Raw genomic sequence first — 21,210 nt, forward strand, 5'->3', positions numbered from 1 at the left:
GCTCGCGATAGCGGTGTGTCAGTCACTTATATCTTTGCTGACAATCCGCAATCGCGAGCAGGCTCACTCCTACAAGGGAATGTTGGTGTCAGCCGTGGTTTTGCTCGGTCAGGCGCTGCACCGCCAGGCGGCGATAGTGCGACGGCGTCATGCCTTTGAGTTGCTGAAAACGCCGATTGAAGTTGGAGATATTGTTGAACCCCGACTCGAAACACACCTCCGTCACCGGCTTATCGCCATCGGCCAGCAACTCGCACGATTTGCTGATGCGCAGTCGATTGACGAATTCGATGAAATTACGCCCCGTCGCCTGTTTGAACACCCGGCTGAAGTAGGTCGGCTTCATGTTCAGATGCTCGGCGACTTCTTCCAGTGTTATCTCGCGGGCGTAGTGCGTGAAGATATAATCGACCGCGCGGTTGGTGCGATCGATGTTGTGTTCGTCAGCCAGTTGCGGGGTCGTCGCGCCGGACAGCAACTGAAAGTCATCACTGGCTGCCAGCAGCTCCATCAGAATGAAAAAATGCCCGAGCCGCGTGATGCCTTTGGTGTCAGCGATTCGTTGCATCAATGTCATGGCTTGACGAATGGTGCGTTTGCAGCGGAATTCGATGCCGTACTGCGCACGCTCCAGCAACGGCGCCAGAGTTTTCAGCTCGGCGAAAATCTGATTGCCGCTTTCGAACAGATCGTCTGTGAAATTGACCAGCATGTCGCGCTTCTCCACGACTTCGTCCTCCGCGACCTGGCTGATCCAGTTGTGCGGCAGATTCGGGCCGGTGAGAAACAGCGTTTCCGGGTAAAAGTTACCGATGTAGTCGCCAATGAACACCTTGCCGGAACTGGCAACAATCAGGTGCAGTTCGTATTCCTTGTGAAAATGCCAACGCACCAATGGGCAAGGGAAGCCGTGCTGGCGGTAAATGATGGACAACCCGTTGTGGTCATCCATCAACTCGTAAGAGGGGTCGGTCACTCGGGCTGTTCGGGACATGGCTGGGCGCTTTTTTTGTTATCGCACGCCAATCATGCCCCTTTCTGCCCGGGTTCTACTACCCGTGTCATGGATTTGCCTGGATTCTGGAATGCAGTGCCTCGCCGTAAACCGCTTTCATGCTGGTGGCGCTCCAGCACAGGCGGACGATGTCTGACTCCTCGAAAAAATCAGTGCTGATGATGCTGCAACGGGTGACCCAGTCTCGCGTGGTGTCAAACCAGTCGTTGATGTGGTTCTTGATGCGCTGCGGGCCGCCGAGCACCGAATAGCTGGTCGCCGATAGCGACCAGAGTGACAGGGGGTAGGGTGCGCCTTCCAGCGACGTGCGGATGTGGGTTTGCAGATCCGTGGTATCGGTGAAGCGTTTGCCGCTCCATTTGTGTTTGATCCGGAACCAGAAGTAGTCCTCGTCCAGCTCACGCTTGGCAGGTGCCGCCATGATGATGCGGCGTTGCGTGCTGTTGCGTTTCAACTGGTCAATGGTTAGCAGGCTGTCCGAGGGTGATATGGCGCGCGAGCCGAGGCGCGCCATGATCAGGTCATTGAAGCGCTGGAAATCGAACGGCTTTTCAGCGTCGCCCAACTCATGAAAATCGAGCACGATGAATTCATCGCGATTCCGATCAAGGAACGTGGTGAGCGCCGTCATCAGTTCATCGAGGGTGCGACCGGATGAATAACCGTTGTGGTGGCAGTAGAACTGCGGCTGTTGCCAGTGAGCGGTGTAGCCGAGGCGAAGGTCAAACGCTCTCGCGCCATTGGCCAATTGCCAGGCAAAGGAATCGTTCTGGCAGGTTGTCCAGTTGCCGAATACGCTGTCGTAATCGGGGGCTTTGCGATCCATGCCGCTGTTATGTGTGCCGGGCCAGACGATATCGGTCAACCTCAGCCGCCCGATATCCAGTACGTTGCCCATCCAGGTGTTTTTGTCGAGTGCGCCTGTTGCAATGCTGTTCATGAGCCATCCTTGTCGTTGTTATCACACCATTCCATGGCGCAATACATTCATGATGCGGATGTGACGGTCTTGCACATCCGCTATTTCCCGATGTTTACCGGATTTCATGAACCAGCGTAGAGCCTGTCAGCACTTTTGCCAGCTTTTGACATATCTGTACAAATATAGCGATTTGATGTTACTCGGATAGCGCTCAACGTCCCTTGAGCAGATTGACGACTCGGCAGAAGTTAACGATCTGTGATTCTTCAATGAAGTCGACATTAATGATGTTGCACTTTCGCGCCCAGTCACTTGTCTGCGGGTCAAACATTAAATCCAGGTCTTTGTGTATATCAACAGGGCCGCCCGTACCGCTGTAACAGGTGGCGGAAAGTGTCCAGTTATTGTAATTGCCAGGCGGATTACTCATCACGTCAGTGATGAAATTGCGTAGGTCACTGACATTCGGGGTGGACAGCCCAGACCATCTACTTTGCACTTCGTCATGAAACAGGCTGGCGTCGAGCTCGCTGTATCTAGGAGCACAGACCAGCACACGTTGCAGCGGGCTGATTCTCTTCAGATCGCCAATCGTGAGGTGCTTGTTGCGGGCAGGAATCATGCGTGGCCCCAGCGCTTGCACGATCAGCCTGTTGAACAAGGCGAAATCAAACGCGCCTTTGCCATTTTTGAAGTTTTTGAAGTCGAGAATAATAAACTCGTCAGGATTGACGGACAGAAAGTCGCTGACTTGTACGACGAGGTTTTCCAGGGTGCGCGACGACAGATATTCGTTATGGTGAAAGCGGAAACGATCAAATCCCTCCTTGGCCCCGGCGTCGTAACACAAGCGCACATCCAGCGCCCGGGAACCGTGATTCAGCTGGCTGGCGAAAGACTGGTGCTGACAGGCAAGCCAGTGTTTTCCCGGTATCAGTGCATAGGAAGCTTGCCAGTCACAACCGGCGTTGTGAGTGCCGGGTAGCGTCAACTCGCTAAGCGTGAGTCGATCAACTTCTCGTGTTGCAGCCATCCAGTTTTTGTTTGGGTAATTGTTCATGTGTTTGCGTCCCTGCATCGGTGGGTTATTTAAGTCGCGCATTAATGCTGGTTGCATTAGTGCGAAAGGTGCAGGGTTTTTATAAAGCCTGGCGCAGGCGGCGCCAAGCAGCGGATTAATGCGAAGTATGTAAGTTGCGGCTATTTCGAGTTCTTTGCTTCAATCCACTGCGACATGTATTGAGTGCTCTTGTGCAAGTGGTGGCGCAACATGCTGCCAGTGAAGTTGTTGGTTCTAAGTTGTGATAAGTTGTTTGCGCAATGCAGTAATTTGTTGATCAACGCCGGGCCGTGCGCAGCGTGTTTGTAACGATCCGCTAATAATAAGTATCCCGCCGATTGCGCCTTTTGCCAGTGCGCCTCATCGCGGTATAGCCGAACCGCTTCATCCGCCAGTGCTTGTGCCGAAACACCGACCGCCCCTGGCCACGAATGATCGCCGTGCATGGCTTCGGCTCCAATCGGCGTGGTTACGCTTGGCGTACCACAGAGCATTGCATCGACCAGTTTGCCCTTGATCCCGGCGCCGAAACGCAGCGGCGCCAGGCATACGCGGGCCTCGGACATTACTTGCAACGCATCCTCTGCCCAGTTCATCACATGAAAGCCTTGTGCAGGATTGTGCAGCGCCGTGGCTTTCGGCGGCGTGTAGGCACCATAAAGGTGTAGTTGCGCCTTGGGCAATTGCGCGCGGATCAAGGGCCAGACGGTCGACTTCATCCAGAGCACCGCGTCCCAGTTGGGTGCGTGACGGAAGTTGCCAATGCTCAGGAAGTGTTCGCGATCATCGAAAGTCCGAGGCGTGGCAGTCGGCGGATCGATCATCAGCGGACACCAGTGCAGCAAATCTGCCGGCAAGCCGAACTGGTCTTGCAGCAGCTGGATCTCCACTTCAGAGATCATCAGGTTGAGGTCGCAGCGATATAGCGCGGCGATTTCCCGTTTGGCCAGATCGGTGTTGGCCATCAGATCGAACTCTTCGCGCAACGCCGGCGCGAACAGTTCGCTGAAGTCGTTTTCGTCGGCGCTGGCCTTCAGGCGATCTTTAAGACGCTGATGACGGGCATGCCGCAGGCTTTGCAGGTCGGAGGTCTCGAGTACGCGCAAGGCATCAGGGCAGTGCTTTTCAACACGCCAGCCGAACTGTTCTTCCATCATGAACTGGTCAAACAGGACGATATCCGGCGCGAGCTCTGTAATAAAGGTATCGAATGTGCTGCTGTTTAGCTCGATAGGCACTTCGCGAATGCCCAGTTCGGCCAGATCAGCCTTGTGCTCGCCAGGGCCGGCAGGGCTGCTGAACGTGATCTCCCAACCTTGCTGCAAAAACGTTTCAAGGATTTGCATGACGTGCCCACTGGCAGCCGAAGAGCGTGGTTCCGGCCAGACGTAGCCAATAACCAGGACTTTGGTGGGGTGGGGCTGGTGCATGCGGGTATTTCCTTGAGACGGGCTGTGGCCAAAAACGGGGCGCAATTAAACCACAGCCAGCCCGGGTCTTAGTTGCCCGGGTTGAGAACAGCCTTGACCTTGTCGCGCAGTTGATCGATCGAGAAGGGTTTGCCGATCACGTGCATGTCCGCCGGAACCTCGATGGTTTCGGCGTAGCCGCTGGCGAACAGGATCGGTAGAGCAGGGCGCAGTTTGCGCGCTTCAGTGGCCAGTTGCTTGCCGTCCATGCCGGGCAAACCAACGTCGGTCATCATCAGATCAATGTGCTGACCGCTATCCGCGAGTTTCTCCAGTGCCTGCTCGCTGCCGTCCGCCTCGAGCACACTGAATTCCAGTTCCTCCAACACATCGACGATGAGCATACGCACGATGTCGTCGTCTTCTACGACAAGGATGGTGGCGGAGGTGGCGGGCATAATAAAGGCTCTCAAGGGGTGAATTCGGGGGCGCCGGTCGATCAAAAATGCCGGGCTCTTGCATGAGTAAGTGGCGCATAGCCACAAGTTCCCGAACGGATACAAAAAAGAATAGCGGCAAGGATACCGGTTGGTCGCTGTGATAGCGCTGGCAAATGTAGAAAAATGCGCCAAAAACGATGAGAAAAATGGATCCATGCCGGGGTTTTGGGGCAAACTCTCGGGTTTTCAACAGTTCGACAAGGCTGCCCCATGTCCACTCCGTCTTCGGTTGATGAGCAACGGTTTCGCAAACTTCTGAGCCGCAACATCGGTCTGCCGCTGGGCGTCGGTGTGCTCAGTGCCGTGTTTTTCGTGTCGCTGATCACTTATTTGCTGTCGGTCATCCAGTGGGTGGAACACACCGACCGGGTGATCAATAACGCCAACGAAGCGGTGAAACTCACCGTTGACCTGGAAACCGGCATGCGCGGCTTCCTGCTCAGCGGTGACGAGCATTTCCTTGATCCGTACGAGACGGCCAAGCCGCGCATTGCCGTAGCGCTGAAAACCCTGACCGAACTGACCATCGACAACCCGGTGCAAACCGATCGTTTGCGCAGGCTGGAGGCCTTGCAGACTGAATGGGCCAATTACGCGCAATCGATGATCGATCTGCAGCGATCCAGCGGCGATTATCGGGGCGCGGTGAAGGCTGGGCGGGGCAAGCGCCTGACCGACGAAATCCGTAAGCAATTCGAAGACGTGATTGAAACCGAGCAAGTCCTGCGCACTACGCGTAATGAGGACGTGCGCCGTACGACGATCTGGAGCATAAGCCTGTACCTGCTGTTTATCGCCGGTATCAGTGGTTTGCTGGCCTACATTGGCCGTCGTGACCTGATGACGTTGTCGGGAAACTATAGCGCCAATCTCGCCGCACAACAGGCCAGCGCCGAACGTCTGGAGCAGCAGGCATGGCTGCGCAACGGTCAGACCGAACTGGCCGAGCAAGTGCTGGGGCAACTGACCCTCAATCTGCTGGGCCGCAACATTCTGCAGTTCTGCGCGCAATACCTCGGTACCGCCGTAGCCGCTCTTTATGTCCGTGAAGAACACGGCGGGCTCAAACGCGTGGCCACTTACGGCTTCTCCCGCGAGCAGGAAGAACAGGATCAATCGATCTACAGTGGCGAGGGCATAGTGGGCCAAGTGGCACAAACGTCGCGTCTGATCCGTCTGGATTCAGTGCCGGTCGACTATTTCAAAGTCAGCTCCGGGCTGGGTGAGGGTTTGCCGCACAGTGTGCTGGTGGTGCCGACCAGCGATGATGATCGGGTCAATGGCGTGATCGAACTCGGTTTCCTGCGCCCGCTCAATGACCGCGACATCGAATTGCTGGAGTTGATCGCCGGCAACATTGGTACCTCCATCGAGGCCGCGCGTTACCGTCAGCGTTTGCAGGAAGTGCTGGCCGAGACCCAGCAGCTCAACGAAGAGTTGCAGGTGCAGCAGGAAGAGCTGAAAACCGCCAACGAAGAGCTGGAAGAACAATCGCGGATTCTCAAGGAATCCCAGGCGCATCTGGAAACCCAGCAAGTCGAGCTGGAGCAAACCAACGAGCAGCTCGCCGAACAGGCGCAGACCCTGGCCGAGCAGCGCGACGCCATGGATGAGAAGAACACCGCCCTCAATCAGGCGCAGGTACAGCTCGAAGAGCGCGCCGAAGAGTTGCAGCGTTCAAGCAAATACAAATCCGAATTCCTCGCCAACATGTCCCACGAACTGCGCACGCCGCTGAACAGTTCGTTAATCCTGGCCAAACTGCTGGCGGAAAACCCGCAGGACAATCTCAGCGCCGAACAGGTGAAGTTTGCCGAGTCGATCTATTCGGCCGGCAACGATCTGCTCAACCTGATCAACGACATTCTGGACATTTCCAAGGTCGAGGCCGGCAAGCTTGAAGTGATCCCGGAGAACACCAGTGTTGCGCGTCTGGCCGATGGCCTGCGTGGCGTGTTCGAGCCGATGGCCAAAGACAAACAGCTGACCTTCACCGTCGATTTGCAGCCGGGCACGCCAGGCATGATGTTCACCGACCGGCAGCGTCTGGAGCAGGTGATCAAAAACCTGCTGTCCAACGCCGTCAAGTTCACCGAGAAAGGCGCGGTCAGCCTGACCATTGCCGGCCAGCCGAATGACCAGATCGCGTTTGTTGTGCGTGATTCGGGGATCGGCATCGCGGCGGATCAGCAGGAAAGCATTTTCGAAGCGTTCCGTCAGGCCGACGGCACCACTAACCGCAAGTACGGCGGCACCGGGTTGGGCCTGTCGATTTCCCGCGATCTGGCAACGTTGCTCGGCGGTTCGATCAGCGTCAGCAGTACGCCGGGGCAGGGCAGTGTGTTCACCCTGTTGCTGCCGCTGCAGTACAGTGAATCAGGCGAAATCTCGACTGCACCTTTAACGTTTACGCCGCCAGCGCCGACCGCGCCTGTACCTTTGGCGCCGATCGTCTCGCCATTGGCCCCGGTGCATATTCCGCGTTTTGCCGATGACCGCGATAAAGCTCCGTTCGCCACACGCTGCATTCTGGTGGTGGAAGACGAGCCGAATTTCGCCCATATCCTTTATGACCTGGCCCACGAGTTGGGCTATCAGTGCCTGGTTGCTCACGGCGCGGATGAAGGCTATGACCTGGCGAAAGAGTTTATTCCGGACGCCATCCTGCTCGACATGCGCCTGCCCGATCACTCGGGTCTCACTGTCCTGCAGCGTCTGAAAGAACGCGCCGAAACCCGCCACATCCCGGTGCACGTGATTTCGGTCGAAGACCGCGTTGAAGCCGCGATGCACATGGGCGCCATCGGCTATGCAGTCAAACCGACCACTCGCGAAGAGCTGAAAGACGTGTTCGCGCGTCTCGAAGCGAAGCTGACGCAAAAGGTCAAACGCGTGCTGTTGGTTGAAGACGACGATTTGCAGCGCGAAAGCATCGCGCGATTGATTGGTGATGACGACATCGAAATCACCGCCGTCGGTCTGGCGCAAGACGCCCTGGAGCGGCTGCGCGAGACGGTTTACGACTGCATGATCATCGACCTGAAGCTGCCAGACATGCTTGGCAACGATCTGCTCAAACGCATGGCCACTGAGGACATCTGCTCGTTCCCGCCGGTCATCGTTTATACCGGGCGCAACCTGACCCGTGATGAAGAGGCCGATCTGCGCAAGTATTCGCGCTCGATCATCATCAAGGGTGCGCGTTCGCCTGAGCGTTTGCTCGACGAGGTCACACTCTTTTTGCACAAAGTCGAATCGCAGTTGTCCCATGAACGGCAGAAGATGCTCAAGACCGCGCGCAGCCGCGACAAGGTCTTCGAGGGTCGCAAGATCCTGCTGGTGGACGACGATGTACGCAACATTTTCGCCCTGACCAGTGCTCTGGAAACAAAAGGCGCAGTCGTGGTGATCGGCCGTAATGGCCGTGAAGCGATTGAAAAACTGAATGAAGTCGAGGACATCGATCTGGTGTTGATGGACGTGATGATGCCGGAAATGGATGGTTTCGAAGCCACCATTGAAATCCGCAAGGATCCGCGCTGGCGCAAGCTGCCAATCATTGCGGTGACGGCCAAGGCCATGAAGGACGATCAGGAGCGCTGCCTGCAAGCGGGTTCCAACGATTATCTGGCCAAGCCCATTGACCTGGATCGCCTGTTCTCGCTGATTCGTGTGTGGTTACCGAAGATGGAACGTATTTAGTGGAAGGCAGCAGTCCAGCCGAACGAAACAGCGAAATCGAATTACGTTTGCTGATTGAGGCGATCTACCTCAAGTACAGCTACGATTTTCGCGATTACTCTGGCGCTTCGATCAAGCGCCGGGTGCAGCACGCGTTGAGCCAGTTCGAGTGCGCGACCATTTCGGCGTTGCAGGAAAAAGTCCTGCACGACCCGACCGCGTTCATGCAGTTACTGCAACTGCTGACGATCCCGGTCAGCGAGATGTTTCGTGATCCTTCGCACTTCCTCGCGATTCGCAAGGAAGTAGTGCCGTTGCTGCGCACCTATCCGTCGATCAAAATCTGGATCGCCGGCTGCAGCACGGGTGAGGAGGTCTATTCGATGGCGATACTGCTGCGCGAAGAAGGCCTGCTCGATCGCACGATCATTTACGCCACGGACATCAATCCGCGCTCGCTGGACAAGGCCAAGCAGGGCATTTTCTCGATGGAGAACGTCCGTGCCTATACCGCCAACTACCAGCAGGCCGGCGGTCAGCGTTCATTTGCCGAGTACTACACTGCCGCGTATGGCTACGCGATATTCGACAAAACGCTGTGCGAGAACGTGACGTTTGCCGACCACAGCCTGGCGACCGACAGCGTGTTCTCCGAAACCCAGCTGATTTCTTGCCGCAATGTGCTGATCTATTTCAACAAGAAGTTGCAGGATCGCGCCTTCGGGCTGTTCCATGAATCGCTGTGCCATCGTGGTTTTCTGGTGCTCGGCAGTAAAGAGACGCTGGATTTTTCCAGCTATGCCAATCAGTTCGAGCCGTTGGTCAAACAAGAACGGATTTACCGAAAAACATGAACGAGGCCGTGGCTTTACCTCGCGTCGAGGCGATTGTGGTCGGTGCTTCCGCCGGTGGCGTTGAGGCGTTGCTGAGCGTGCTCGGCCCACTGCGCAGCGGGTTTGTGCTGCCGATTATCGTTGTGCTGCACTTGCCCGAAGAGCGTCGCAGCCAATTGGCCGAAGTCTTCGCGCGGCGTCTGGACATGCCGGTGCACGAGGCGATCGACAAGCAGGACATTGCTGCTGGCACCGTGTATTTCGCCACACCGGGCTATCACCTGTCGGTGGAGCAGGATCGCAGCCTGTCGTTGAGCCTTGAGGATCGTGTGCATTACTCGCGGCCTTCGATTGATTACCTGTTCGAGTCCGCCGCTGATGCCTACGGCTCGAAGCTGGCCGCTGTATTGCTGACCGGCGCCAATCACGACGGTGCGCGCGGGCTGGCGCAAGTCAAACGTCGCGGAGGCCTGACCATTGTCCAGGATCCGCAAGAGGCGCAAGTCGCCACCATGCCTCAGGCTGCGCTGAACATTCAGCAGCCCGATCATGTCCTAACCCTTAACGGCATCGGCCGTCTGCTTGTCGAGCTGGAACGAATCGCATGCTGAGTAATATTCAAGCCAAATTGCTGATCGTCGACGATCTGCCGGAAAACCTGCTGGCGCTCGAGGCCTTGATCAAACGCGAAGACCGCACCGTCTACAAAGCGTTGTCGGCGGACGAAGCGTTGTCGTTGCTGCTGCAGCACGAATTCGCCATGGCCATCCTCGACGTGCAGATGCCGGGGATGAACGGCTTCGAACTCGCCGAGTTGATGCGCGGCACCGAGAAAACCAAGAACATCCCGATTATCTTCGTCAGCGCCGCCGGTCGTGAATTGAACTACGCGTTCAAGGGTTACGAGAGCGGCGCGGTCGACTTCCTGCACAAGCCGCTGGATATCCATGCGGTGAAAAGCAAGGTCAACGTTTTCGTCGATCTGTACCGCCAGAGCAAGGCGATGAAACAGCAGGTCGAAGCGCTGGAGCAGGCCCGTCGGGAGCAGGAAGCGCTGTTGCAACAGTTGCAGAGCACTCAGTCGGAGCTGGAGCAGGCGGTGCGGATGCGCGATGACTTCATGTCAATCGTCGCCCACGAAGTGCGTACGCCGCTCAATGGCCTGATACTCGAAACGCAGCTGCGCAAGATGCACCTGGCACGGGACAACGCGTCGGCGTTCACCCTCGACAAGATGCACGCGATGGTCGATCGCGACGAGCGGCAGATCAAAAGCCTGATCCGCTTGATCGAAGACATGCTCGATGTTTCGCGCATCCGCACCGGCAAGCTCTCGATTCGGCCGAACCGTTTCGATCTGGTGCAGTTAGTCAGCAATCTGTTGCAGAACTTTGCGCAACAGATCGACGCGGCGGAAACCGAAGTATCGTTCACGGCGCCAGAGCCGGTCGAAGGTCACTGGGACGAGTTTCGCATTGAGCAAGTGGTGTCGAACCTGATCACCAACGCCCTGCGCTACGGCGGTCGCAGCCCGGTCAAGGTGCGTGTTTACCGCGAAGGCAATGAGGCGCGCATCGAAGTCGAGGACAATGGCATCGGCATCAGCGCCGAGAATCAGAAGCGAATTTTCCAACAGTTCGAACGGGTGTCCGCCAAGACGGTAGTCGCCGGGCTCGGGCTGGGTCTGTTCATTTCCGAGCAGATCGTCGCCGCCCATGGCGGTTCAATCGTCGTCGAGAGTGAAATCAACGAGGGCGCCCTGTTTCGCGTTTGTCTGCCGATCGAGGAAAACGGCAAATCTGACGCAACCTCTGATTGACCGCACGGTCGTATCAGCAGCTATTGACCGAACAAAGGCTTCCCATGAGCGTAGATGCACAAGATGTAGTACTCGTCGTCGAGGACGAACCGGTTATCTTGATGGTCCTGACCGATTACCTGTCGGGCCAGGGTTACCGCGTGTTGCAAGCGGAAAGCGGCGAGCAGGCGTTCGAGATTCTGGCGAGCAAGCCGCATCTGGATGTCCTGATCACTGACTTCCGGCTGCCTGGCGGTATTTCCGGCGTGCAGATCGCCGAGCCAGCCGTCAAATTGCGACCGGATCTAAAAGTGATCTTCATCAGCGGTTACCCGCAGGAGATCCGCGAAACCGGCAGCCCGATCACGCGCAAGGCGCCGATTCTGGAAAAACCGTTTGATCTGGATGTCCTGCAGGAGAAAATTCAGGAGCTATTGGCCTGAAAAACAAGGCGGTTGGCGGCGTACCTGTAATTTCTGACAGTTGACTTGACTGACACCATTGCTCAATAACGACCTCGATATCCACGTCGGGGTCGTGCTCCATGCATCGAGAGACACCAGTGCTCAGCGCCATTGACCCTTGCGGTCGGTTGCTGCGCAAGGTCGCTTATCATCGGCGCGCTCCGACGGATCCGGCCGAGCCGCGCATTACCCATCAAATGTTTGACCCTGCCGGGCGTGTGACGCGAATACGTGATCCGCGCCTTTTCTTGATGGCGGGGCGTCATTCTGAAGTCGCCAGTCAGCGCATGCTGTACAGCCTCTCGGGCACCCCGTTGTTATCTGACAATAACGATGCCGGCTTCCGACTGAATTTGCTTGCCGAAGCCGGACACGCCGTCCTTCACTGGGATCAGGAAGGTCACCAAAGGCGTCTGGTTTACGACGACTTTTTGCGACCCGAGCAAATTTTTGATCAGGCTCATTCCGAGGCAGAGTGCCGTACCGCTTGGTTCACTTATGCGGATGCCAGTCCGGCATCTGCTGCCAGAAATTGTTGCGGCAAGGTGATTCGTCACGATGACGAGGCTGGAACGTTGCATTTCCGTGAATTTGGCGTGTCCGGAACAGTGCTTGAGCAGTCGCGGCGTTTTCTCAATCCACCGGAACGGCCTGACTGGCCAAGTGAAGAAAACGCACGGGATCTTTTGCTCGAACCGCAAAGCGCCACTTCGAAATCAGCGCTGAATGCTATCGGCGAGCCGATTTGCCTTACGGATGCCAAGGGCAATGAGCAAATCCTGCGTCAGACGAAGGCCGGCGAGTTGTATGAAACCTGCTTGAAAATGGCGGGCTCGGGTAATCTGCTTACGTTGCTTCGCGATATCCAATACAACGCCGCCGGTCAAATCGAACAGCAGACCAACGCCAATGCTTTGGTGACCATCTGTTGTTACGAACCGGCGGACGGCAGCTTGATCATGCTGAGGACGCACGCTGCGAATACCACGCCCTTGCAGGATCTTCGTTACCTCTACGATCCTGTTGGTAACCCCGTCAGAATCACTGATGCAGCCTTTGGCGTTCAGTACTTTCGCAACCAGCGCGTCGCCGTTACCAGCACCTATGGGTATGACACCTTGGGTCAATTGATCAGCGCAACCGGGCGACAAAAAATCAGTGCTCTCGGTGGCCCTCAACTCCCTCAGTTTGTTTCACCGCCTGATGCGAACCAAATGGAAAACTACACACAGGATTTCCACTACGACGCGGGCGGCAACTTGCACACTTTGTTGCACCACGCCAACGGCGGTAGCCGAACCGAGCGTACCGCTGTGGCCGCACTTAATAACCGCAGCCTGCCTTTTGTAAATGATTTGCCACCGACTGAAGAGGTTATCGGTCAGGGCTACGACCGCAATGGCAACCTCAAGGCATTGCAACGTGGGCAAACGTTGTTTTGGGGGACGCAAAACCAATTGCGTCGAGTGGATCAGGTCATCCGGGAGGAGGCCGCGAATGATGCCGAAATCTATGTCTATGACGGTACCGGGCAGCGCGTACGAAAGATCCGTAGCACAGTGACGTCCAAGCGCACCCTGACTCATGAAACGCGTTATCTGCCTGGACTGGAAATCCGCACAAGCCCCAAAGAAACGCTGCACGTAATCAGTGTCCAGGCTGGACGTTGCCGAGTTCAGGTTTTGCATTGGGAGCAGGTACGAAGCGCAGACAATCCGCCGGATCAACATCGCTACAACCTGTTGGATCATTTGAGTTCCAGCACTCTGGAACTGGACGGTGACGGAGGGCTGATCAGTCAGGAGAGCTATTACCCTTACGGCGCAACGGCGTGGTGGGCGGGAGCGAACAGAATACAGGCCAGCTATAGAACCCTTCGTTACTCAGGCCAGGAGCGTGACGCAACGGGGCTTTATTACTTTGGTCGGCGTTACTACATTCCCTGGCGACAACGTTGGGCCAGTGCGGATCCGGTGGGTATCGAGGATGGTTTGAATCTGTACGGCATGGTCGCGGGTAATCCTGTGAGGTATGTCGATTTGCAGGGACTGTCACGATGGGACACGGTGAAAGCGGCGGGATGGGCCGGGGCCGTGGACTTCGGCGCGAAACTGGTGGGATCCGGCATGAAGATCCTCCTTGCCCAAGCGTTGACAAAATGGAATCCGGCAAGTGGTTTGCTGGTTGCTGTCGGGGCGGGGTCAGCAGTCATCAACGGAGCGATCGCAGGCGCTTCGTGGGTCAGTGCAAACCAATCTGAAGAAATCGGCAATCCGCGGCGGTATCTCGAGCGTACGGCGGGAGCGGTCGGTGGCGGGTTATTCACAGTTGCGCCAATTGTGCTGGAGGAAATTTTGAGCCCGGGAGCGAATATGGCGGCCATCACACAGATTACTAAGTTGTTCGGTAATGCTGGTTTTGAAGGGGTCGCTCAAATGGCACCCAACGTACCGAACAACGCTTGGGCGGGCGTGCCTCCAGGCGCGGGAATCAAGGCTGAGATAGCGGCGGTAGTCATCACAAAAGGCGCCGCGAAGATTCTTGAAAATATAGTGTTCGATGCTCCCGTTTCAACAGATTCAAACCTCGTCCAAGGCATGCTTTACCCTGCCGTGACCAAAGGTGCTGCCGCTATGAACATGAGTGTTGCGCGCAGTTTTTTTCCGGAGGACGCGCCCTATGCAGAGGCTCAGGACGGGGCGCCAGAGTTCTCGACAATAAAAGAAATCAGTAATGTGGCCGCTCGCGATTTCTTCGACGCTGGACCTCGAATGATAAACCAGTTAGTGCAGTCCACAGCCAATCCCGAGGCGGTGGGTGAGGGCGCGCTAACGGGAGTCTTGAGTTTTGGCGTCACCACCGGATTTCAGATTGCGCGAAATGCCTATAAGCGAGACATGAAATCGGGCCTTGAAAAAATGTTGACGTCGCCGTCCGTGCTGAATGAAAAGCCGCCGCGAAGTTACGGGACTTTGACTCCTCGATGATTATCCTGGCTTTTTTTACCAGTTCTACCTGACAGTTCTGACAGTTGACGTGGACGATGTAACGGCGAATAAAGGATGCACAGATCTTCGTGCCTGCCGCGTTTCACGCGGGCGAACCAAACCTGAGGGATGGCGAACATGGATCGTTGCACACCCGCACTCGCTGTGATCGACTCCAGCGGTATGGCCGTTCGCTCGGTTGCCTATTGCCGGCAATCGGAGACGGATGCGCCTCAGGCCCGTATCACCCAAAACATTTATGAACGGCAAACCCGCACCTGCCATAGCCGCGATCCCCGACTGTTTACGCTGTTTCAAAATGACTCCACGCAGCCTGCTAACCAGACGACCTTGTCCAGCTTGTCCGGCACCTCGTTGCTGTCGGTCAACGCTGACGCCGGTTGGCGTCTGAGCCTGGCCGGCGCCAGCGGCCAAGCGCTGGAAAGCTGGGGTCAGAAGCTTAATCACCGCCGCGTGGCTTACGATGAGTTGCTGCGGCCAGCGTTCCTTTTTGAGCAGGAGGCGGGTGAGGAGATCCGGCGCAGCGAATGTTATGGGTGGGCCGACGCCAGCGCCGAATCCGCTCGGCACAACGTTAGCGGGCAACTGATTCGTCATGATGACGGGGCGGGTACACGTTCTCTCGATGAGTGCAGTGTGTTCGGTTCGCCACTTGCGCAGACGCGGTGGTTTCTCGACGCGCTGGAGTTGCCCGACTGGCCGGAAGATCCCGCCGGGCGCGACGTCCTGTTGGAAGTTGAACGCGCGACCACGCGTAACAGTTATAACGCGGCGGGTGAGCAGATCCGCCATATTGATGCGTTGGGCAATGAACAATTACTGCGTCAGACCCGGGCAGGGGAGCTATTCGAAACCTGTTTGAAGTTGTCTGGCGCTGGCGGTTATACCTCATTGGTGAGCGACATTCGCTACAGCGCCACTGGTCAGATCGAACAGCAATCGGCGGGAAACGGGGTCGTAACGCGCAGTGTTTTTGATGCGCAAAGTGGACAGATCATCAGCTTGATCGCGCAAGTTGCCAACGAACCGCCGCTACAGCAACTGACCTACGCCTATGATGCAGTGGGTAACCTTCTCGGCATCAGCGATGCCGCCCAGCCGATCCGCTATTTCCGTAATCAGCGTGTCGCTCCTCTCAATACTTACCGCTATAACACGCTTTATGAACTGATCGAGGCCAGTGGCCGGCAATGCGTCAACGCGTTGGGTGGGCCACAGTTGCCGGAGTTCATATCGCCACCGGATTCCACTCAACTGGAAAACTATCAGCAGACGTTCGATTACGACGCCGGCGGCAATTTGCTGACGCTGCAGCATATTGCTGACAGTGGTCAGCGCACAGAGCGCACCGCTGTCGCCGCCTATAGCAACCGTAGTTTGCCGTACACCGCGGCCGATGTGCGTCCGGGAGAGGGTGATATCGCCGCAGGATACGACGGCAATGGCAATCTCAATGTCCTGCAAAAAGGTCAGAACCTGTTGTGGAACGGACGTGACCAGTTACGCCAGGTCGATCAAGTGATTCGCAATGCAGAACCGAACGACGCGGAGCGCTATATCTATGATGGCGGGGGGCAGCGCGTGCGAAAAATTCGCACGGCTTACAGCTCCCGCCGAACCCGTACCCATGAAACCCGCTACTTGTCCGGGGTGGAAATTCGTACAACGCCGGAAGAAATTTTGCACGTCATCAGCGTCGCGGCCGGGCGCTGCACCGTGCAGATTCTGCATTGGGAAAAAGCTCGACCGGTGGGTATTCCCGACGATCAAGTTCGCTACACCCTGACGAATCATCTCAACTCCAACAGTCTGGAGCTTGATGCCGACGCTCGGCTTATCAGCCAGGAAAGTTACTATCCTTACGGCGGTACCGCCTGGTACGCCGGGCGCGACAAAGTCGAAGCGAGTTACCGGACGGTGCGTTATTCCGGGCAGGAACGGGATGCAACCGGACTGTATTACTACGGGTTTCGCTATTACATGCCCTGGCGCCAGCGGTGGCTAAGTGTGGATCCGGGAGGTACGCACGACGGGTTGAATCTGTATCGGATGGTGGGGGGGAATCCGATCGGCTTCGTCGACGCTCAAGGGCTGGAGGAAACGCCTGTCACCCACCCGGTTACCCGGTCTGAATATGGTAAGGCCGCGTTGACTGCGGGCGCGCGCGGGGCGGTAAAAGGGCTAATAAGGTACGGTGCCGGCAAGGCAGCAGGCGCTGTATTAAGTGGCGCTTCGAAAAGCGTCTTGATGCCTCTCGCAGCGAATCTAAACGGCGTGGCTTGGGCTTACTCGGGAGGTTCGCTCGCGAAGCTGGCCTATGATTCTTATTATCCCGATTCTGGTTCGAGTCTCGGTCGAGCCGTAGCGTTCGCGTCAGGTGCCCTACCTGGCTTCGCAATTGGTTATACAACCGCTATATTTTCCGACCCGTTAGCCGTATTGGTTGGTGTTTCCAAAGATTTTTCCGGCGAGCTCGGCACAAGGTTGTTCAGCCCCATTGGTCCCAAGATTCAATATAACGGAGACGCCACGGTTGTATCGCAACTCGTCGATAGCGGCGGCAGTGTGATCAACAATGTAGTCGAGGGCGTGTTAGAGAATGTTTTGGCCGACAGTTTGCCGGAAGGGGTGTTTCCCATGGTCAATGGCGCGATCAAAGGCGTCATCACTACGAGCGTGCTCGCTTCGTCGATAGTTCCAGCCAGTTATTACGGAAGCAAACATGGAGACCTCGTCGCACACTGGAAGGATCTTCCTAACGGTTTGAAAGCAATTGGTCACGACCTCGCCGTGGGTGTCATAACCAATGAGGGTAACGCCCTTATCAACGAAGGACTTATTAAGCTCGGAAGTGAAAATTTACCGAGTGCTATAAAGGCCGGTCTTTACAATCTTCAAGTCGTCAGTGAGGCCAATGCATTGGGCGGTGAGTATGTCTTGAAGGGTATTGGCTGGACTGGCGTGAGTGCCGTTTCGACTGTCACGACACCCAGCGCGGATTCAGAAAAGAACATACAGGCTGCTGCTGACAGGCAAACTCGTCAACGAACTTCCGTGCGTCACAACTCTGCTGAAAGGGTGCCTTTGAGGAGTTCCAGGGTCTGATCAGGTAGATAAAACGTCACTGCCGAATCATCTCCCTGACCTTCGCCGTCAGAAGGTCAAAGGTGAACGGCTTGGTGATCATCTGCATTCCCGGATCGAGGAACCCGCCGCGCACGGCCGCGTGTTCGGCGTATCCAGTGATAAACAGCACCTTCAACCCCGGCCGATATTGACGACCAATCTCCGCCAACTGCCGCCCATTCATACCCGGCAGGCCAACATCGCTGATCAGAAGATCAATACGCTGTGCCGAATTCAGAATCGGCACAGCACCGTCGGCATCTCCGGCCTCGACGAAGGCATAACGCAACTCGCTCAAAACCGCGCTGACCAGCACGCGAACGGCGGGGTCATCTTCGACGATCAACACTGTTTCACCGTTGATTGCATCCGGCGCTTGCTGAATATCGGTATCGGGTTGTTCCAGCTCTTCACCACGGAAGCGCGGCAGGTAGAGTTTCACCGTGGTGCCTTGATCGATTTCGCTGTCAATCGAGACATGGCCGCGTGACTGCTTGCTGAAGCCGTAAATCATCGACAGGCCGAGCCCGGTGCCTTGGCCGATTGGTTTGGTGGTGAAGAACGGATCGAACGCGCGGTTGATCACGCTTTGCGGCATGCCGCTGCCATTGTCGGTGACGCTGAGCATCACGTAATCGCCGGGCTCAAGGTTGCTGTAGGCCTCGGTGAATTCGCGATGCAGCACCTGATTGCTGGTTTCGACGATCAATTTGCCACCCTCTGGCATGGCGTCGCGGGCGTTGATCACCAGGTTGAGCAAAGCGCTTTCCAGTTGATTCGGATCGGCCTCGGCGACCCACAATTTGTCGTTCAGGCGCATGTCCAGCTGGATGCTTTCGTTGAGGCTGCGTTGCAGCAGCTCGCCCATCGACAGCACAAGGGTATTCATCTGTACGGCTTTGGAATCAAGCGACTGCCGACGAGAGAACGCCAGCAGCCGATGGGTCAGGCCGGCAGCGCGGTTGGCAGAGGTCACGCCCAGATCGATCAGGCTGTCGAGATCATCCAGACGCCCGCGCGCAAGCCGCCGACGCAACAACTCAAGGCTACCGATGATCCCGGTGAGCATATTGTTGAAGTCGTGGGCGATGCCGCCCGTGAGCTGGCCGACCGCTTCCATCTTCTGCGATTGGCGCAACGCTTCTTCGTTGTGGCGAAGTTGCGCGGTGCGTTCCTCGACCTGTTGTTCGAGGGTTTCCAGTGTCGATTGCAGACGCCGTTCGCTTTCACTCAGATCGATCAAGCGGTCGCGGGCTTCATATTGTCGTCGTCGACCGCGCAAGGCGGCGGAGACCATACTGATCAGTGTCGCCGGGTGAAACGGGCGTTCAAGGAACGACACGTTTCCCAGCAAGTTGCTGAGTTGGGAGGAGGGGCCTTGTTCCTGCCCACCGTGATGGGTTAGCAACACGATCGGCAGATCCGACCACGCCGGCTGATGTTCCAAGTGTTGGAACAACGCTTCCATTTCCGGGCCGCGCAGGGCTTCGGCGGCAATCAACAACAGCCCGGCGCCGGGCTCCAGTTGCGAACACAGTTCGCCGAGATCCGGGGTGATCAGCCCTTCAAAACCTGCCTCATTGAGAATCATCAGCGCAATTTGGCTGTCGCGACCCACGGGCGCCAGAATCAGCGCCCGTTCGGCCAGCGGCGTAGTCACCGTCACAAGCTATCTTCCTGCAGCAGCGGTTTGCTCGCGCCGAGGTAAGTCGGTACGCCGCGAAGCACGCCCTGGAAGGCTTCCAGCGGTTCACCAATGGTCATGCCTTGCGTGGAAATGCGGTATTCGCGAATGGTTGATTCGTGGCTGCCGGTGCGTTTCTTGATGATGGAAATCGCCCGCCGGACTTTGCCGAGGGCTTCGAAGTAACGCAACAGAATCACCGTGTCGGCCAGGTAAGTGATGTCGACCGGCGCTTGCATATCGCCGACCAGACCATGTTGGGCGACGGTCATAAACGTCGCCGCGCCTTTGCGGTTAAGGTACAGCAGCAACTCGTGCATGTGCAGCACCAGGGCATTTTCTTCCGGCATCGCGGCTTGATAGCCGTTGATGCTGTCGATCACCACGGTCTTGATTTCGCCTTCATCGACGCAGCGTCGCACGCGGTGGGAAAACTCGCCCGGCGACAGTTCGGCGGCGTCTACCTGTTCGATCAATAGATTGCCGGTCGCTTGCAGGGCCTTGAGGTCGATGCCGATATTTCTCATGCGCTCGAACAGCAAACCCAGTTCTTCATCGAAAATGAACAACGCAGCTTTCTCGCCACGCGTCACTGCCGCAGCGGCAAAGATCATCGAGATAAGCGATTTACCGGTACCGGCCGGGCCGAGAATCAGTGTGCTGGAACCGGTTTCGATGCCACCGCCGAGCAGGGCGTCCAGCTCTTTGATGCCACTGGTGAGCTGCAGGCGTGCATATTCTCCACGGTGTTCAGCGGCGACCAGTCTCGGGAACACATGCAACCCGTCACCCATGATGGTGAAGTCATGGAAACCTCCGCGATACTTCTGACCGCGGTATTTGACCACCCGCACGCGGCGGCGCTCGGCGCCATAGTTTGGGGTCAGTTCTTCCAGACGAATCACGCCGTGGGCCACGCTGTGCACGGTTTTGTCGAGGGACTCGGTGGTCAAGTCGTCGAGCAACAGTACGGTAGCGTTGTAGCGCACGAAGTAATGTTTGATTGCCAGAATCTGCCGGCGATAGCGCAAAGAGCTTTGCGCCAGCAAACGGATCTCCGACAGGCTATCGAGCACGACGCGGGTCGGTTTGAAGCGTTCGACCGCTTCGAAAATCTGCTTGGTTGCTTCGCCCAACTCCAAATCGGAGGAGTACAGCAGGCTCTGCTGATGCTCGGCATTGAGCAGGCTTTCCGGTGGCGTCAGCTCAAAAATCTTGATGTTCTCATCCAGCTCCCAGCCGTGGGAGAGCGCACCCTGGCGCAATTCATTCTCGGTTTCCGACAGCGTGATGTACAACGAGCGTTCGCCGGCTTTCGCGCCGGCCATTAGAAAATGCAAAGCGACCGTGGTTTTACCGGTTCCGGGTTCTCCTTCCAGCAGGAAAACATGCCCGCGCGATAAGCCACCGGCCAGGATGTCATCCAGGCCCACAATGCCGGTGGCGGCTTTTGCACTGATCAACTCGTTAGATGTAGACAAAAAATGCCCTCTCATGACTAGGGGAAGCGAGGCAGCTGACTCGATTGAGCTGCCTGATTACTTGACCTTGGGCCGTGATGGCAGTTCCGCTCTTTCTTCTTGAAAGTTTACGGCGAACGCAAAAAGCTGAGGCAGGATTTTGTGGCGAGGGGATTTATCCCCGTTGGCGTGCGCAGCAGGCCCTGCTTTTGGTGAAGAGGGGCCGCTGCGCGACCCAACGGGGATAAAT

Annotated in this window: 14 protein-coding genes; 7 read left to right on the forward strand and 7 right to left on the reverse strand. The window is 56.7% G+C overall.

Translation table 11 applies throughout. The annotated features are described in order from the left end of the window. Window positions 1-88 precede the first annotated feature (88 nt). The 5 genes from QMX93_RS22515 to QMX93_RS22535 form a co-directional block, all read right to left on the reverse strand. On the reverse strand, window positions 89-994 hold the full coding sequence (locus QMX93_RS22515) for an AraC family transcriptional regulator (RefSeq protein WP_159811328.1): 906 nt from the start codon (window positions 992-994) through the stop codon (window positions 89-91). Window positions 995-1,061: 67 nt separating this feature from the next. Then, on the reverse strand, window positions 1,062-1,955 hold the full coding sequence (locus QMX93_RS22520) for a phospholipase (RefSeq protein ID WP_282358026.1): 894 nt from the start codon (window positions 1,953-1,955) through the stop codon (window positions 1,062-1,064). 193 nt (window positions 1,956-2,148) lie between these two features. Further along, complete coding sequence (locus QMX93_RS22525) at window positions 2,149-2,997, reverse strand: phospholipase (protein ID WP_282358027.1); 849 nt, start codon at window positions 2,995-2,997, stop codon at window positions 2,149-2,151. Between the two features lie 140 nt (window positions 2,998-3,137). After that, on the reverse strand, window positions 3,138-4,427 hold the full coding sequence (locus QMX93_RS22530; RefSeq protein WP_282358028.1) for a glycosyltransferase: 1,290 nt from the start codon (window positions 4,425-4,427) through the stop codon (window positions 3,138-3,140). Window positions 4,428-4,495: 68 nt separating this feature from the next. Next, window positions 4,496-4,864, reverse strand: a complete 369-nt coding sequence (locus QMX93_RS22535) for a response regulator (RefSeq protein WP_282358029.1) — start codon at window positions 4,862-4,864, stop codon at window positions 4,496-4,498. 252 nt (window positions 4,865-5,116) lie between these two features. Here QMX93_RS22535 and QMX93_RS22540 point away from each other — a divergent pair, with 252 nt between their 5' ends. From QMX93_RS22540 to QMX93_RS22570, 7 genes are all read left to right on the forward strand, one after another. Further along, entirely contained in the window at window positions 5,117-8,608 is a 3,492-nt protein-coding gene (locus QMX93_RS22540; RefSeq protein WP_282358030.1) for a response regulator, read from the forward strand. Next, window positions 8,608-9,441, forward strand: a complete 834-nt coding sequence (locus QMX93_RS22545; protein ID WP_053119903.1) for a protein-glutamate O-methyltransferase CheR — start codon at window positions 8,608-8,610, stop codon at window positions 9,439-9,441. The genes QMX93_RS22540 and QMX93_RS22545 overlap by 1 nt, the downstream gene beginning before the upstream one ends. After that, on the forward strand, window positions 9,438-10,031 hold the full coding sequence (locus QMX93_RS22550; RefSeq protein ID WP_053119905.1) for a chemotaxis protein CheB: 594 nt from the start codon (window positions 9,438-9,440) through the stop codon (window positions 10,029-10,031). The genes QMX93_RS22545 and QMX93_RS22550 overlap by 4 nt, the downstream gene beginning before the upstream one ends. Next, window positions 10,025-11,239, forward strand: coding sequence for a hybrid sensor histidine kinase/response regulator (locus QMX93_RS22555; protein ID WP_053119907.1), 1,215 nt, complete (start codon window positions 10,025-10,027; stop codon window positions 11,237-11,239). The genes QMX93_RS22550 and QMX93_RS22555 overlap by 7 nt, the downstream gene beginning before the upstream one ends. 44 nt (window positions 11,240-11,283) lie before the next feature. Beyond that, window positions 11,284-11,661, forward strand: coding sequence for a response regulator (locus QMX93_RS22560; protein WP_053119909.1), 378 nt, complete (start codon window positions 11,284-11,286; stop codon window positions 11,659-11,661). 119 nt (window positions 11,662-11,780) lie between these two features. Beyond that, window positions 11,781-14,669: an RHS repeat-associated core domain-containing protein gene (locus QMX93_RS22565; RefSeq protein WP_282358032.1), complete on the forward strand. Its 2,889-nt coding sequence runs from the start codon at window positions 11,781-11,783 to the stop codon at window positions 14,667-14,669. 138 nt (window positions 14,670-14,807) lie between these two features. Further along, window positions 14,808-17,795 (forward strand): RHS repeat-associated core domain-containing protein, encoded by a 2,988-nt coding sequence (locus tag QMX93_RS22570; protein ID WP_282358033.1) that lies wholly within the window; start codon window positions 14,808-14,810, stop codon window positions 17,793-17,795. Window positions 17,796-17,811: 16 nt separating this feature from the next. Here the strand turns inward: QMX93_RS22570 and QMX93_RS22575 are convergent, their stop codons facing one another. Continuing rightward, on the reverse strand, window positions 17,812-19,482 hold the full coding sequence (locus QMX93_RS22575; protein ID WP_282358034.1) for an ATP-binding protein: 1,671 nt from the start codon (window positions 19,480-19,482) through the stop codon (window positions 17,812-17,814). Then, window positions 19,479-20,981, reverse strand: coding sequence for an ATPase domain-containing protein (locus tag QMX93_RS22580; RefSeq protein WP_282358035.1), 1,503 nt, complete (start codon window positions 20,979-20,981; stop codon window positions 19,479-19,481). Before QMX93_RS22580 ends, QMX93_RS22575 begins: the two co-directional genes overlap by 4 nt. Window positions 20,982-21,210 lie beyond the last annotated feature (229 nt).

This window comes from Pseudomonas sp. PS01303, assembly GCF_029959385.1.
GTDB lineage: Bacteria > Pseudomonadota > Gammaproteobacteria > Pseudomonadales > Pseudomonadaceae > Aquipseudomonas > Aquipseudomonas rustica.